Raw genomic sequence first — 15,487 nt, forward strand, 5'->3', positions numbered from 1 at the left:
GGGCATTAGCATGCTTTTCGGAATACCGAAATATGCATCCCTGCCATATCAAGCTTTTACCCTGCCGCAAGCACTCCACGCTGCGACACGATAAAAATAGTAGAAAGGTAAAAGGCGCCGCTATTCTACATCTTCCCTTTATACAAAGCCAATACAGAAAAAAGGATAGAGAGCGATAAGCTCTCTATCCTTTTTCTTTCGATGTGATAATGCTTGTCTCATCAAAAATCTGATGATCCAATTCTTCGTATTTCCAATGTAAAATGTCGTCAACGATCATTTTCTGTAATCGACGTTTAGCCTTCTCTGTTTCCTCTGTACTATTTGATGCATAGGTTACATGAACATTCAAGTGGTTACACCTCCTTTAGCTGCAGTATAGCCACAGCGGGGGAGGTGTATTCTCTTTATTTCTTCGAAAGGCGGAACGGAATATCGATATTAAAGTGCGTTATTTTTTCAAATTGATTTGGTTCTCGAATATTATACTTCACAGAAACATGAATATCTTTGCCGCTGACTGTCACTTGCTCCACCAGCTCTTCAATATAAAGCTTTTTTTTCTCTTGAGACATCACTTCGTAATTTTTCAGTTGGGTGATGAGATGATAAAAATGATAGATATCATTTTGCGTAACAGCCATTTGTTGCAGCCTTTGCTTCACCTCCCGCTCCCGTTTTTCATAATCAGCGGCTTCTTGTCTTTGTTCCTTGATTCGCGCTTCATACATTTGAACCATTTCAGGATCGGTTGTTTGTTCCACATTATGCAGAAGATTATGGATGGCGCCGTAACACTGTTCGACTCGTTTTTTATAAGCTTCTTGTTCGCTGTATAATCCATTTGTTTTTTCATTGATTTGCAATTGGCTTGTCTCCAGTAATTCATTCTCATCCATGGACGCAAGTTCTTTCGTCACACATTGCAGCACCTCCTGGTCCAATTTCATGGCATCTACTCTTTTTTGGACTCCATGTTCAGCTCGGGAATAACAACTATATTTGAGATACTCGGACTTTCGTTTACTCCCGTCTTTTCGGGTATACTGATTTGTTCCATTATGAGCCATCATTTTGGTTCCACAAACACCACAATAAACCTTACCACTTAATAAAAACGTTGAGCTCGGTTTGGGCTGGCGTTTCTGCCCCCTTTTGACACCTGATCGACTCACCATGATTTCCTGTACTTTGGACCATTCCTCTAAATCAATAATGGGAACCACCCAACTTACTTTTTGATCATACCCTTCGGCTTCCTCGGCTGGTCCTCTTCTTTGGGATGTTTGAAACCCCCAGCGGTAATACCCGCAATATATCTTGTTTTGAAGAATATTAATGACGGTAGAGGGATAAAATTGTTTCCCCCATTTGGTTTTATACCCTTGTTGGTTTAACAAATGAGCAATCTGCTCGGCCGAACAACCTTCATAGAGATAATAATGAAACATATTTTTGACGGCGTCTATTTGACCAGGAATCTGTTCCAACTTCTTTGTCATTGTATTCCATTGGTACCCCGTATAACTACCGCCGACATAGTTCCCTGATTTGGCACGTTGTCTTAGGTGATCTTTAATTCTATTTCTTAATTTACTGACTTCGGCTTCATCACGCCAGGACGAGATAAGCGTATATAATTTTTCCATTTCATCGTTGCCCATCGGCGGCTCGGTGGGATCGGCAAATAGTAATTCACAATCTGCCTTGTCCATTAAGCCATTGATAAGAACGGCATCTTCTACCGAACGGACAATTCGGCTTTTCTGCCAACACACCACACCATCAACGTCTTCATCCATCATCCTATTAAGAAGTTTTTGCAGCTGGCTGCGATTTTCGATGGAGACATTGTAGGCCGATGCTTCTTCCTTGATAACCTCAACAACGTCAAAGCCTTGTTCTTCGGCAAACCGTTCACACATCTTGATTTGGTACGACAGACCTTCGTTATTTTGTTCTTCTAAGGAGCGGCGCGCAAAAATAATCATTCGTTTATTTTGATTCAAGCTGTTTGTCAAATCGGACTCCTCCATTTTCTAGTGACATGTCTAGGACTGTAGAGGAGAATGTGATACAATAGATGTGTGTGACGTATCAAAGGGCTTTCTTCCGAGAAAGCTCTTTTTTCATTCTCCTTCCCCGTTATCTGGTTACTTTCTAACCACCACCACCTCCTGTTCTTCGAATCGGACCTCTCGAAAAAAAAAGGCCTCTTTCTGTCACAATTTTTATCGTAAGGGTATAAGAACCCATTGTTAACAGGTAAATAAAGGTAATTGGTATTGTTCTCTTGATTTTTATTTCTTCTTATTTTATAATTTTATGTTTTTCTTATATCTATCTTTTTTCTGATTTTCTAAGTTTTTTAGCATAAAAAATTATATTTTTCGCCGTTTATTTCTTTTTGGACATGGTTAAACTAGCCCGTAGACACCCGATTTTTGAACAACTGATGAAGTGAAATTTTTCATAAGCAGGACAACATTTCCTTTTAAATCATTTCAAAAAAGAGAAAAAAGGCGGGTAATAGATTCCATCTTTTAACAATTAATGTTTCTGCGCTTTTTTACTATCTTGGAATTCCTTCTCTTCATCCTGCCCGCTACGGGGTTCCTGTGTTTATTTTTCTTTAAAGCTGTTAGGAGGTTTTCGTTTCATTCATCCTATCCATCATAGGTGGATTCTATCCCCCAACGGCCCATTTCCTATAAAAGCGATAAACCATGTAAAAAAAGGAGACGTCTCATCTCAGCAGACATCTCCTCTTTTTTTCTTATAGACCGCGGGAACGTTACATAATCTCTTGGGTAAAGGAAAAGCTAGCACGCAGGAGGGATAACAGATGAAGCATGTTACGCTGGCAAAGTTGCTGGAGACACAGACCCATCATCATATACTGACGTTAAAACAAACCCTGCTTTTTTGGAAAAGGCAGGGCGTCATTTTCTTTCAAAAAGAAGTGGCGGACCTTTCTATGTCGCAGGAATTTGCCCTCTATTACTATCTCGCAAAAGGAAATAACCCCGATTTTAATGCCTTTCCTGTACCAACGTCTCTCGTTGCCCACGCATCAACGAAACGAGGGGCTCAACAGTTAACCAACTATTTTCAATCCTACTACGACACGAATCAAACGCTGTTTGAGGATGAAATGACCCTGCATAAATACGTCGGCCTCGATTATTCCTGGTTTTACAGCGTCCCTAACGATGGGGGATAGCTCAAGAAACGGGCTTGCGAAGGCTTTATCGGGTGATTCCCTTTTGTCTTATCGTAGATATGAGGAATATTTTTAGAGAAAGGATATAAATTCCTGGTCGTTGGTACAGAATGAAAGAAGGAGGTGAACCTTACTTCAACGTCTCCATCGAAAGGAGGGAAAACCGTGACGAAAAAATTTACCGCTCTCGGCAATCGGTTAAAAAGCCTGCGGAAAAAACATCAACTGAGCCAGACGATTTTGGGCGAAGCCCTGGGGGTGACGCACGCTTACATCGGGTTTATAGAAAACGGTGATCGAGGAGGCTCGAAAGCCTTTCTTCAGAAAGCGGCGGACTATTTCGATGTGCCCTTTTCCGAGCTCTGGGAATTGCGCGAGAGCAGCCTGGCATACCCCGCATCAACGGCCGCCGCGTCGCAGGAAAAGTGGCCGTCGTATATCGAAGACTTCGCTTCGATGTTAAACGCGGTGGAAGAACAGGCCTGCCGTCACCTCATCGAAGCGTTCACAGCCCAGCTTCAGGATAAACTATACGGCCTGCTGACGCCGTACGATCTGAAAGAGTTGAAAACCCTGCTTTTAAAGGTGAAACAGGCCTGGTTGCAGAGTCTGGATCCCGTATCCTCGGAAGAGGAGGAACGACAATTTCAGCTCGAAGAACGAAAAGGCTATATCCAGTTCCACGACAAGCAGGTCTTCTTCCAGCTCCAACAGGATGACCACGCCTTAACGATAACGCTGTTGACGGCCGATCGTTCGAACATTCAGGCGATCGAACAGTGGCTGGATCACGCTCATGCGATCTACACCACCGACATGGCCATCCCGCACCTGAGTGAAGCCCAGCAGGTAACCCAGTTTATGTGGTTCAGCCCCCTGGTATCGGTCGCTCACAGGTACCGTTACATCATCGATAACAACTTGGCGTTCAACCGTCTCCAGTGCAGTGAGCCGCAGTTAAACTGGTACATGCAGCAGTCCATCGTTGCTTCACTGCCTGATGAACAACACTACTAGACCTTTGGTCTTTAAAGAGGAGGGTGGGCTTTGTTACAGCCCCAGAAAACCGATGTGCCTCACTACACCCAGAAGTTTCTGCGGCATTTGAAACGACAGAAATACGCCGAAGAAACCCTGACAGGGTACGGCAAAGACCTGAAACGCTTCACCCAGTTCCTGCAGCAGGAGTACAACGATATCGTTCGAATGAGCGATATCCAGAAAGAAGATATTCTGGACTACCTGACAGCACTGGAGGAAGAGGGACTGAAACCCAACTCGGTGAACCGTCATCTTTCCACCATCAAAGCCTTGTACAAGTACCTGGTGCTCGAGCTCGATTTCCCGATGGATATCGGTGCCAGGATTAAGCAGCCTAATATCTATACACCGCTGCGGGAACCTCTGTCCTTTGATGAAATCGAGCACTTTCTGCAGACAGCGGAAAAGGTGTCCCGCTTCTACTTTGTGTTTTTCAGCTTCCTGTATCATACAGGAAGCCGTTTAACACCCGTACGCACCCTGCGACGAGAAAACGTCGATCTCCAGCAGCAGAAAGTGTATTTCCCACGTATTAAAAACGGAAGAGACCTGCATCTGCCTTTGACGGAGAAGCTCTACAAGCCGCTGGCTGCGTTTATGCTGGATTATCGCGACATCCAGACGGACTACGTCTTTCCCTCGTCCGTCAAGCCGAATCAGCCTGTCAGTGCCACCCACGTCCGCAAAAAGCTGCGGGACCTTGTGAAGCTCGCGGGTATTGATAAACATGTGACGCCGCACCTTTTCCGTCACAGCACAGGCACCCATTTGACGCTGTTGGATGTGGACCAAAAATTTATTGCCAGCATCCTCGGCCACTCGGATCTTCGATCCACCGCCAGGTATCAGCACCTCCACGTGGAAAACCTGCGTCCGAAACTCAAGAAATTGTGAGCAGGCTTTACCGTGGTGGCATGGAACCAAAACGGTTGAGTCAGAGGTGCTCTGTTTAAAAACAGAGTGCCTTTTTTCGGTTGCACCCTCCAAAAATGCGGATGTTTCTATCCCCATTTTCTCCTGATACGCAGGATTTATACGAAAAAGCCAAAAAAACATATAAAATAAAAAAACATACAAATAGCAAAAAACGAGAAAACCTCATCCCGAAGGGTGATGACTTCATCTTTTTGGCTTTCGAGTAACGTCATAACCCAAAAGGGTTCCATCTTAATCAAGCAGAAAGTGTTAACGCTAATTTAGCAATTACAGCTTCCACTATTCAGAGATGAGAACGACCCGTTTAACAATCCAAATTGGCTGATCTCCGTATCCTCATTCGCATATGATAACGTTTTTGTTTTGGAATTTTATATAAAAGTCCAAGCATCGAAAAAATTATTCTTTAGTAATATTCGCCACATTCTCGCCATCACGGACAGCTTGAACATTTACTTTCATGTCATTATATTCATTTTTCAATTCATCAGCATATTTATTCGCCAAATCCTGAGCATCATTATCGCTCACTTCTTTAGCAAGCATAAGTGTTCCAATAGCAGTATCGTCCTGAGTGTAGACTTGTCCGTCAATAACCCCGTCTTCTTCAGTTACCTGCTTCGTTAACTCTTCGTTTTGTTCTGTGGAATTTGATTCTTCTTCCTGTTGGTTCCCTTCATTTTCTTCGTTTGTTGTATCTGATTCTTCTTGTTCATTTGTCGTTTCTTCATTTGATGAACAACCCACAGCTAACATCAAAATCAGAATCACACTTATGAAAAGTCTCACGTTCATAATGGTTAGTCCTCCAAATAGTCATTCTTTTATTATTATACCATGGAAGTAAACGGCAATGCTATTTTATCGGTTAAAACACAAAGTATAAAGGAGCTTGCGTGTTTTTAACGCACGAAATTGTTTCAAAACCTGAACATTTAATGTATAGCTACGGAAATAAACCTTTTGAAAATCACTGACTGATTTCCTTCATTCACTTTTTTAAGTAAAAATCCTGTGAAGATCATTCTTCACAGGGTTTAGGTCGCTTATGACAATACTATTCTCCAGAATTATAGTTTTCTATAGCATCTCCATTATATTGTACAGCATCATTTGCAAAGTCGGAAATATTACTTAACGTATCATTGTCAATATCAATTGTATCTACATTCACACTCGGCGCAGCAATATTATCACTGTGCGGATCATAATCCCCAGTACCAATCCATATACCAGCACCATATTCTGAACCTGCACTAACATTGTTCGAGATTGTAAGGTTACTCATCGTAACATTGTTTGCATACACAGCAATACCTTGATAAAATGTACTGTCATCTGCTGAATTCCGTTCAAGATCTAGATTACGGATTTCCACGTTTTCATCATTTGTGTTTGCAATGGTGACAGCAGGAACACCTTTAGATCCACTATCTGGAGTAACCGTAAGAATTTTTCCATCACCATCTATGGTCAGACCACGTTCGATAGAAATCCTGTCTGATAAATCATCGCTGGAGGACCCATTAGTATAGTCAATATCACTTTCTAAAATAATATGACTAGTTGAACTATCTGCTAATGCCGTATCTAGTTCCCTTGCAGAATTGACGGTTGTTGCGCCATTCTCGTCTTATACTATCCAAATAGAATAGTTTTCGATTCGAGCCTTCACCATGCAGGCGGCTTTCACCGCACACGGCGATCCGTCAATGTATCTCTTCCATGTTCATTTCCCAATATAAAATGCAATTACAGAAACATTTACCTTTATCACCAGCTGAATCCTAATGATGATAAAGAAGTGTCCTTGTACAATAACAAGTAGGTTAAGGTAATTAAAAGAGAGAGCCAATCACTCGAAAGTAATTGGCTCGCTATTGTTGGGAAATAAATTGGTAGAGAAATCACTGACTGGGTTCCTTCGCTCGGCTGGTTTTTACCTCTTGTCACATTACTGCGGCAATACAAACGGCCAGCTGTCATCACTACTATGAACCCGCCGCCACTTTACAGGATCATCGGTGCTTTTCCCACCTTCGTCTGTAAAGCTTCAAACGTTCCGTTTTGCCTATCCCTTGGTTGGATGACCGTAGGCTTCCACTATTCAGGTATGAGAACGACCCGTTTAACAGTCTGAATTGGTCGGATCGCCGTATCACCATTGCAGATGACAGGAAAAAAGGTGAACTCCTAGCTCAACTCTCACCCTTCTCTACCTCACCCTGCCTACATGGATTCATTGTCCTAGCCATAGCCACCTTTTAAGGAGCCCCGCCTCTTGAAAGAGTACGACTTCACCTGACTTCGCCCCTTTGATCAGAAAAGGATCGCACTGGACGCAGGAGGATCAGACACATGGCAGATAGACTGTTTACCATGGTTCAGACTTCCACTGAACAAATCAGCAAAACAGTTAAAGACAAAACGGCATATGGAGAAGGGAACCAATATTCACCTAAACCACATGCCGTTCTCATTGTCTTTCCTTCTTTCACTAGATTACTAGCTTATAAAGGAACGTTTCGTTTGTTTATTAAGGAGTAGTTGTAATACTAATAGTTTCATTTGTTTCTTCACCATCAGTTACAGCACTGGAAGGTACAACTACTGAATCTCCTCCATCAGTTGCATTAAATGCACTTCCATCATCATAAATGTTTAATGTGTCAGGAGCTTGCCAACCTGCTACTGAACCAGCAGATGAAGTATCATCATATGAATACTCGACACCATTTACAGTAACTGATGGTTGGTCGGACCCAACTGCTGATACATTCTCTGTAAAGCTAACGGAAATATCATTAGTAGCATTAGCAACTGCTTTGGTAGAAACTGGTGCTGCTTCATCAGTGACTTTACTTGCAGATGCATCTATATTAGTATCCGCGATTTGATTATCATTACCATCAACAAATGCGCCAGCTTCTGCTTCAATAGCTTCAGCTTGGCCATTATCACCAGTAATAAACAACTCTCCGTCATTAACTGGTGTCAATACAGCTGATTGGCCATCAGAAGACATTTCTACAGATGCCTCAATACCATTGTCAGCTCCGTTAACAGCATCACCGTTCTCATCAAAACCATCAACCAATACGTTCTTGGACGTATCATGAGTTACAGCTTCAGAGAAGTTCAACTCAACTGACTCAGAAGATTGCAGTGTTACCTCTGTTACTTCTGGAGCGATGACATCTACAGCTTGAGCCTCTGCTTCAGTTACTTCATTTTGTACTTCATCCAATGTCGTGTCTTGTACTTCACCAGCAGCTAAACGCAACGTATAATTCTGATCTTCCATCGAAACATTATTATTTACGTTTTCGATCAAAATCTGGTTATTGTCTAACTCTAAATCAGGATGTTCATCAGTTACATCTTCTCCATGAAAATGTGCTGACAATCCTGCTTCAGGTGTTGTTGTATAGTTCTGTTTATTAATAATATCTAAGTCAACTGAACTATCCCCAGCAGCCTCAACCGCTTGATTGAAAGTAACCACAGCGTTAACTTGCCCAGATACTTTTTCTGAAGCAAGGTATTCTAAGTCAGCAATAGATGGAGCTTCTTCATTTGATTCTACACTAAATTGATAAGTTACTGCTTCATCATTAGTGTTTCCAAAGGCATCTTCCATAGTACCAGCTGCAATTTCAACTTCATAAGTGTGACCACCTTGGAAAAATGACGAATTATCTACATCAAGTTCTAAGTTACCGCTAGTTACTGCTGTAGTTCCAGCAACACTTGCTGTGTTGGTAGTATCTGTCACATCAGTCACGCTATTAACAAGACCTGCGCTGGCCGATTTATCCGCTAAATCAATATCAGCTTCTACAGTTGCTGCATCTCCAGCTGTAACATTAACATTCTCTACAGTTGGGGCTTCAGACGGTATATCAATTTCAAATCCTTCATCTATACCGAATGCTTCACTATCAGGGTAAACAGTATACGGTGCGTTAGTTGTATCTAAATCGCTACTTAGAGTCAACTTAACGCTGTTTTCTTCAGAGTTATAGACAGCTGAATCAACAGCAATATTATTATAACTATTATCCAATACATCAAAGTTATTGACAGTTACACTAGTAGGATCCACTTCTTGGCTGAATTGAACTTCAACCTCATTAGCGTTAATCGCACAAAAGTAACTGAATTTTCCGAAAAATTTATTTATATAAAAGCCATGAGACTCAAGCAATTGGGCAAAGATGTTGCTCTACCCTTTGTTGCTCAATAGAAAATCAAGTCCAAAAGTTGCAATACAAAGTTCCTCAATAAAAAGACCTTCCAAGAAATACAGTAAACAGATTTCCCGTAGTTTTATAAAAGGGGGGGGGGTTGCTTGGAAAACTCGAACCAGCCGGACATCCATATGGACCAGTCGAACCGATATAAACGTCATGCCGCTCAACAAATCGAGCAAAATGCCCGATTACCCAAGCGCTTTTGGTGACCCAAAAAACGTCCTCCCTCTCTTTTTTTGAAAAATAAGGATGGTGTCTAATCAGAATGACGTTCTACCTTTTTCCATCCACCACTTTAGATCTAAGAGATCGTAATACGATTTGGATTGTTTCCTTAATTAGAGAATTTAAGGTCAGCGACGTCCTCAAAATTAACATCATGAGGGACTTCATCATTCAGCATCAGTTCTCGAATGAGTTCCAGTTTGGCTGAGACTCCCAAGCTTAGGAACTCTTCACCATCAGCGTCCATTCGAGAAAAGGGAACATTTCGAACAGCAAACTCTTTATCCACAACACTCCATACGATATCTTTTGTTGGTTTCTCGGCTTCACTATTCATCGCAGGAACCTCCCTATACAAGATACTCATATGAATGCCTCCCCTTTGCGTTATAAATATTTTTACCTATATAAGAAATTTTAAACCTTATCTCTGAAATATTCAATCTCCATTTAAACGTTTCTTTATTTCCTCTAACATGGCAGCCGTTTCTGGATTGGTTTCCGTAATGGAAGTCTCCATTGCTTCCCCTTCTACATTTCGAGGAGCAACGGTTATCATCTTAATAACATGATTCCCTTTCTTTCCCCATACAAAACTGATAGGTAATTTCATCCCCTCGGGATTCTCTTTTTCCAATGTTGTATACGAAAGAGAAGGATAACCTTTAAATTGGGCTTTTGTGACAGTATCCGTATTTTTCACTCTGTTTATGAGACCTATGATGGTATCTCGATCATTAGAACGAATTCGTTTTAGGCTTCGTTCACTGCTGTACAGGGAAACCTGTATAATCTCATCGTCAAGAAGTTTGGCAGCTGGTATCCCTGAAATAATCTGGTCTTTATAATGTATAACCGTTTGTTTCTGCTTTTCTGTTATGTAAGACAAGTCTTTGCCATGCTTTTCTTCCCGCCGAAGTTGAGATTGCAAGAAATCAGCAGCAATACCTCTTATTTCTTTTATCTGATCCTGTTCAAAAAGAATGATATCATTGATAACCAGGGTTTCCTCGTCCCTGAATGTTACAGTGAACCTTGACAAGTAAAACACACTCCCTACTGTACCCTTCAACTCAGCCTATAATACAAGGTGTCCCGTGTCAATTCTCTCGGCCAACCACTTAGACATGGTCTTCCAGACTGGCAATCTACATACTATAAGAAACTTGACTTTCCTTCCACTTATTCCAATCTATCGAAGCCTTTAAAAGAACACTAATCATGACAATCAAAACCGGTATTAGACTTAACGTTTCGTTGATTCCAACGTTGTTCGCAAGAAAAAAACAAGTAACCCCCGTTGATAACATCCATTTATACTGATTTTTAGTAATAAGCTTCACCTGATAGGTCTTTTCTACATTGTTACAGACAGACACCCCATATAATAAACCAAAAAACAAAAGCCCAGTAACCACTGATAAAACACCCATGAAATTTTCTATAATATATTGAATGATCTGAAAGGCAGCGAAACCTAGGAGACCAATAACCACTACAGGCATGATTTTTTGCATGGATAAAATCCCCCTCTATGAATGTAGATTATGGGAAGGATCGCCATCAGGATTGGAACGCAGATATCCTCCACCATCTTCTTTAGACAAGTTGATGTCGGTGTTTCCATCTCCATCTCTATAGTACCCTTCCACCATCGTACCGTCCTCTGTCTCATAACCACTAACTTCATGGGGATCTACGGCATGGAGATTCGAAGGTTCTTCGGCATCCAAACCACCGGCCATAAGATCAGCGGAGGCTTCATCTAAAATCGTATCAAAGAGAATAGCATCAATAGCAAGAGTGAAGGGCACGCATATAATGGCATATCTCAGGATGAAAATAGGGATGTACCTTACACTCCGGAACCAAATCACTAAATTAATCCATATGATGCTCCACGTAATAACAAACCAACCATCATATAAGGTGATATTCACACCTAACGTGAACAAGGTTATGGCTATTCCCACTACCATTTTTCCTTTATGTTGAGACCAAATGGTAACAAAGTCCTCACTTACCTTTATGAATCGATACCCACCTATGATAAAAGATATTACAGCTAAAATGGATACAGTTCCAAAAATAGACATTCAGCTATCTTCCTTCCTGAATTCATGAAAGAGGCGTATGGTCTTGAGGTTAAACAATGCTTCTGTGCCCTAAACGGGGCGGCATATAATACCACAAGAATAAAAGATTAAGGGGTTTCGGCATTAGTTCTTTAGTCCTTACAAATAAATTTTACCATATTCGAAACGTAGATGGAATTCCATTATAAAAAATATTTATAGCTCCGTATTGGAGATATTACTGTTTTCGATGTTCTTCCTCTATTTCGTAGATCAACATGTTTCAGCGATTGTCCCACCGGTGCTTCTTATACAATCTTTTGTATTTCTAAAAGGGCTTTCTTTGAGCAAATTGCTTATTTTTCATGTTTTTGTTGACAAATCAACTTTCCCAATTTACTATTAGTTATATACTAAGTTAATAACTAAGTTATGGAGGTGATGGAGTGAATATTTTCATGGTACGAAGTAAGCCACATGGAATAGAACGAATGGACACTTTTTTGGAAAAGAACCTAATTGCTGTGGGATGGACGAGTACAGGAGACCTAACCCATGCCGGAAAAGAAGAAATTCGAAGCTCTTTATTATCATTAGGTTATGAAGATCAATCTTTAAGGACGAATCTTGGTCTTTTGAATTCCTTTGTAAACACAATGGAAGTTGGGGATCTAGTACTCATTCGTAAAGGGGAGACGGTTCATATCGGAAAGGTAGGAGAGTACAGTTGGAGAGAGGAATTCACAGACTTATTCATGGCTCACACCCGCTCAGTCACCTGGATCACGAAAGTTCCTTTTGAACAGTTAAATGCAAAAGTCCAGTCCCTTCTAAAAAACATCCGCTCTATAAGCAAATTCAAGCACAATGCAGAAGAAGCTGAACTCCAAGCATATCTGGATCCAACTTTACGAGATAATGCTGGTTCATCCATTAATAAAGATTTATATGACAACACCATTGAAGTTTTAAAAGACCTAATGAATAATGCAGAAGACGAAGGGACGCGATTGGAAGCAGCAAAAGAACTTATGAACCATCTTCGCAAATAATTTCAACACGTAATCAAATTGGAGGGATTGCATTGTTAAAGAACATGGATGGTAAAGCAATTACTGAAGTGGCTTACAAAGCAAATTACACCAGACTGATGAAAAAACTCCCCCAGGATAAACACCGAGCAATCGTTACAGAGCTAGATAGAATTGCAGATCAAGAAGAAGTCCTAACCTCAAGCTGGATTCCAGGAAGCGACTGGAGAGGAACTGTATATGAGCCTATATGGGAAGCATGTGGCAGAAACGATGAAGTAGCCGCTAAGTTTTATGGTCAAATTCTGTATAAAGTAATCATAGATCATCCAGAGGAATGGTTGTTTGGGAAGTACGATCATGCTAGAGGGAAGACATATTTCAGAGTGAATACACATTAACCTTCCTCTATTGAAGTTCCCGTTTTGGTATGGAATGTATATATAAGGGAAGGGTCTTATTGATAATCTCTTTACCCTTCACTAGAAAACAAGGGCTCAGAGTTTGGTTGGTTCTATTTCCATTCAAGTGGGGCGGTAGAAAAAAAGAACAGTGCCTTTTCCGGAGGGCACTGTTCTTCTGCTTCTTTATCTTCGATGAAGTAAGTTTTCCACTTGATGTTGATAGCCGTACCTCTCGAAAAATTCGATCAAAGCGACTTCAAACATCTCACGTTGGGTGATATTATTCTCCTGGCTGTAAGCCTCGACGACGTCCTTTAAGCTCGTCACCATCTGGATGGTCTTCGTGGTTGCTACTCCTGGAAGTACATAACGAGGGAGTTTAGCCGTTTCCCCACCCGGAACCACTAGATCAAGAAGGCGTTCTTTGTGTTTTTCCAATAGAGCTAAAAGAGGAAGATACTGTTCCAACTTTTCTGTTGGCTGAGCATCGTTCTGTTCTTGGAGGGGAGGAGAATAATCTTCTTCTAAGGGATCGAGGGGCAAATCAGGTTCTATCTTTCCCACCTGTTTCACATAATTTCCTTTGTCGTCATGCCATTCATACCCCCGGCCTTTCATATACTGGGCCATTTCCAAATGATCCGCAAATTGCAGCTGTTGAGCGACTTGTCGTACGTCATTGTCTTCCTGCTCCAATAATAACGTAACTTGGCCTGCTTTCGTCCGGTCTCTTGGTTCATAAGGAAGGGGCTCTAGTTCCTGGGCCCATTTGTAGGTTTGATCACGACGGTCCCAGCTGAAACCTTTCCGGCGCATGTAAATATCTAAGGATTTATAGGTCTTGTACCCAAAGTGTTCTGCCAATGCTTCCCTTGTTTCTCCTTTTGCAAGGCCTCGAAGAATTTCTTGGACCCGGTCATCTTGATGAGCGTCTTGGTATTTTTCATTCTCCATACCAAACATTCCTCCTTCTGCATCCTATCCTGTTAAGCTCCGTCACAGGGTGTTCATAGATTTTTCAAGTTCTTCGTAGTTCGAATGTAAATAGATTGATGTTGTTTTCAAATCAGAGTGACCTAAGATTTTTTGGACATGCACAGGGCTGACTCCCTGTCGAATCAGCCGGGATGCACAGCTATGGCGGAGCGTATGGGCTGTAATTTTATTCCATCAAAGTTTTGTTGCTGTTTCAGCCAGGACTCGATTCACATAAACGGGGGACAGTTTACCCGTCTTCTTCGTTGCAAAGAAATAGGCGGTAGGGCTGTTTTTGTCCCTCCGATTTTTATAGGATTGGAGGATTGGAATTAAATGATAATTAAGAGGGACGTAACGGTCTTTGTTTCCTTTGCCTTGCCTTACATGCAGCTGTTTTTTCTCCAGATTGACGTCGTCCTCCGTTAAGGACAGACACTCTGATATTCGCAGACCGCTGTAATACAGAACCTGCACCACGAGCTGTATCAGCTCATGGTCTATAGCTTGAATTAACTGTTGGGCTTCGTGATCATTGAGATATTCCCGTTCTTTCTGCTGAACAGGGACTTTTTCAACAGCAGCTGCCGGACTTCGCAAAAGGTATCCTTTTTTGACACAAAAAGTGAAAAAGGAACGTAAGGTATGCAGATGGCGGTTCCGGCTGGAAGGTTGATAGGCTTTCTCTTCTTTCAGCATGGTCAAGTATGCTTCGATATCTTCTGTATTAATTTCATCCACAAAAACCTGGGTATTATACCGGGCCGATAAGAAGGTACCCACCATCATCAGATCTTTTTGGTACCCATCAATGGTTTCCTGGCTGCGCTCCATGGTTTTCATCCACTGTACAAATTCTTGAACGATTTTTTTAAGTGTCATCATCGTCATCTCCTTTTGGTTGGCTTTTCTTCTTTGATGAGGCAGGTGTCTTTCTGCTTATCCTTATCGTCCACGGTAGTAAGGATTTTGTGGTTGATACTTCTTTTTTCGTGGATCGGTAAGCGTCAAATAGACCCCACCTTTTTCTTCCGTAGAGATTCTGCCAAACTAAACGTAATCTCGATGAAGAAAAGGAGGTACAGCTTTTGGATCCGGTTGAATATCAGGAAACATGGCGCCGTCGTATCGCAGCATTTCAGGAAAGTGGTTTGAGCGTTCCCCAGTGGTGTGCCACGCAGAAAAACATCACCATTCCTCAGGTTCGGTATTGGAAAAAGAAATTTGAAACACCCTCTTCTCTCCCCGCATCATCCCCTTCCCCTTCCTGGGTGGAGATGGACGTTGGTTCTCAAGGGGCGCCCGCCCCTTCGGCCGACCAAGC

Annotated in this window: 16 protein-coding genes and 2 pseudogenes; 7 read left to right on the forward strand and 11 right to left on the reverse strand. The window is 41.7% G+C overall.

Annotated features, from left to right (window positions below):
• Nucleotides 1-184 precede the first annotated feature (184 nt).
• Nucleotides 185-352, reverse strand: coding sequence for a hypothetical protein (locus tag BM058_RS18315; RefSeq protein WP_177195554.1), 168 nt, complete (start codon nucleotides 350-352; stop codon nucleotides 185-187).
• 55 nt (nucleotides 353-407) lie between these two features.
• Nucleotides 408-2,021 carry a recombinase family protein gene (locus tag BM058_RS12875; protein WP_177195555.1) on the reverse strand — a complete coding sequence of 538 codons (1,614 nt, stop codon included), beginning with the start codon at nucleotides 2,019-2,021 and terminating at the stop codon, nucleotides 408-410.
• Between the two features lie 824 nt (nucleotides 2,022-2,845).
• On the opposite strand from BM058_RS12875, the gene BM058_RS12880 reads away from it, so the two are divergent.
• The 3 genes from BM058_RS12880 to BM058_RS12890 all read left to right on the forward strand — a co-directional run bounded on the left by BM058_RS12880 (nucleotide 2,846) and on the right by BM058_RS12890 (nucleotide 5,158).
• Entirely contained in the window at nucleotides 2,846-3,223 is a 378-nt protein-coding gene (locus BM058_RS12880) for a hypothetical protein (RefSeq protein ID WP_090927455.1), read from the forward strand.
• Nucleotides 3,224-3,346: 123 nt separating this feature from the next.
• The gene (locus tag BM058_RS12885) at nucleotides 3,347-4,240 is read left to right on the forward strand and encodes a helix-turn-helix domain-containing protein (RefSeq protein WP_090927456.1); all 894 of its coding nucleotides are present in this window, start codon (nucleotides 3,347-3,349) and stop codon (nucleotides 4,238-4,240) included.
• Nucleotides 4,241-4,270: 30 nt separating this feature from the next.
• Complete coding sequence (locus tag BM058_RS12890) at nucleotides 4,271-5,158, forward strand: tyrosine-type recombinase/integrase (RefSeq protein ID WP_090927457.1); 888 nt, start codon at nucleotides 4,271-4,273, stop codon at nucleotides 5,156-5,158.
• Nucleotides 5,159-5,599: 441 nt separating this feature from the next.
• On the opposite strand, the gene BM058_RS12895 is transcribed toward BM058_RS12890, so the two are convergent.
• Nucleotides 5,600-5,995, reverse strand: a complete 396-nt coding sequence (locus tag BM058_RS12895) for a hypothetical protein (RefSeq protein WP_090927458.1) — start codon at nucleotides 5,993-5,995, stop codon at nucleotides 5,600-5,602.
• A gap of 262 nt (nucleotides 5,996-6,257) precedes the next feature.
• Nucleotides 6,258-6,806 (reverse strand): annotated as a pseudogene (locus tag BM058_RS18810) (pectate lyase-like adhesive domain-containing protein); the annotation flags it as partial.
• A gap of 752 nt (nucleotides 6,807-7,558) precedes the next feature.
• Here BM058_RS18810 and BM058_RS12905 point away from each other — a divergent pair.
• Nucleotides 7,559-7,747: a hypothetical protein gene (locus BM058_RS12905; RefSeq protein ID WP_090927460.1), complete on the forward strand. Its 189-nt coding sequence runs from the start codon at nucleotides 7,559-7,561 to the stop codon at nucleotides 7,745-7,747.
• Here BM058_RS12905 and BM058_RS12910 read toward each other — a convergent pair.
• The 5 genes from BM058_RS12910 to BM058_RS12930 form a co-directional block, all read right to left on the reverse strand.
• Nucleotides 7,737-9,407 carry a hypothetical protein gene (locus tag BM058_RS12910; RefSeq protein WP_090927461.1) on the reverse strand — a complete coding sequence of 557 codons (1,671 nt, stop codon included), beginning with the start codon at nucleotides 9,405-9,407 and terminating at the stop codon, nucleotides 7,737-7,739. The two genes, BM058_RS12905 and BM058_RS12910, sit on opposite strands and share 11 nt — an antisense overlap.
• 380 nt (nucleotides 9,408-9,787) lie before the next feature.
• The gene (locus BM058_RS12915) at nucleotides 9,788-10,015 is read right to left on the reverse strand and encodes a hypothetical protein (protein WP_143083022.1); all 228 of its coding nucleotides are present in this window, start codon (nucleotides 10,013-10,015) and stop codon (nucleotides 9,788-9,790) included.
• Nucleotides 10,016-10,117: 102 nt separating this feature from the next.
• Nucleotides 10,118-10,720 (reverse strand): hypothetical protein, encoded by a 603-nt coding sequence (locus BM058_RS12920; RefSeq protein WP_090927463.1) that lies wholly within the window; start codon nucleotides 10,718-10,720, stop codon nucleotides 10,118-10,120.
• Nucleotides 10,721-10,826: 106 nt separating this feature from the next.
• Nucleotides 10,827-11,195 carry a hypothetical protein gene (locus BM058_RS12925; RefSeq protein WP_090927464.1) on the reverse strand — a complete coding sequence of 123 codons (369 nt, stop codon included), beginning with the start codon at nucleotides 11,193-11,195 and terminating at the stop codon, nucleotides 10,827-10,829.
• 15 nt (nucleotides 11,196-11,210) lie between these two features.
• Nucleotides 11,211-11,651 (reverse strand): hypothetical protein, encoded by a 441-nt coding sequence (locus BM058_RS12930; RefSeq protein ID WP_143083023.1) that lies wholly within the window; start codon nucleotides 11,649-11,651, stop codon nucleotides 11,211-11,213.
• Nucleotides 11,652-12,199: 548 nt separating this feature from the next.
• Here BM058_RS12930 and BM058_RS12935 point away from each other — a divergent pair.
• Together BM058_RS12935 and BM058_RS12940 are read left to right on the forward strand one after the other, a co-directional pair.
• Nucleotides 12,200-12,805, forward strand: a complete 606-nt coding sequence (locus BM058_RS12935) for a hypothetical protein (protein ID WP_090927466.1) — start codon at nucleotides 12,200-12,202, stop codon at nucleotides 12,803-12,805.
• Between the two features lie 32 nt (nucleotides 12,806-12,837).
• On the forward strand, nucleotides 12,838-13,185 hold the full coding sequence (locus BM058_RS12940) for a hypothetical protein (RefSeq protein ID WP_090927467.1): 348 nt from the start codon (nucleotides 12,838-12,840) through the stop codon (nucleotides 13,183-13,185).
• A 186-nt stretch (nucleotides 13,186-13,371) separates the two neighbouring features.
• Here BM058_RS12940 and BM058_RS12945 read toward each other — a convergent pair whose 3' ends face one another.
• A complete protein-coding gene (locus BM058_RS12945; protein ID WP_090927468.1) occupies nucleotides 13,372-14,142 on the reverse strand; it encodes a hypothetical protein in 771 nt (256 codons plus the stop codon).
• Between the two features lie 42 nt (nucleotides 14,143-14,184).
• Nucleotides 14,185-15,054 (reverse strand): annotated as a pseudogene (locus tag BM058_RS12950) (tyrosine-type recombinase/integrase).
• Between the two features lie 197 nt (nucleotides 15,055-15,251).
• Between BM058_RS12950 and tnpA the strand changes: the two are divergent.
• Nucleotides 15,252-15,487: IS66 family insertion sequence element accessory protein TnpA (gene tnpA / locus BM058_RS12955; protein WP_407690185.1), on the forward strand; the 236-nt coding region annotated here is incomplete at its 3' end.

The sequence above is a fragment of the Salibacterium qingdaonense genome, assembly GCF_900114715.1.
Classification (GTDB): domain Bacteria; phylum Bacillota; class Bacilli; order Bacillales; family Marinococcaceae; genus Salibacterium; species Salibacterium qingdaonense.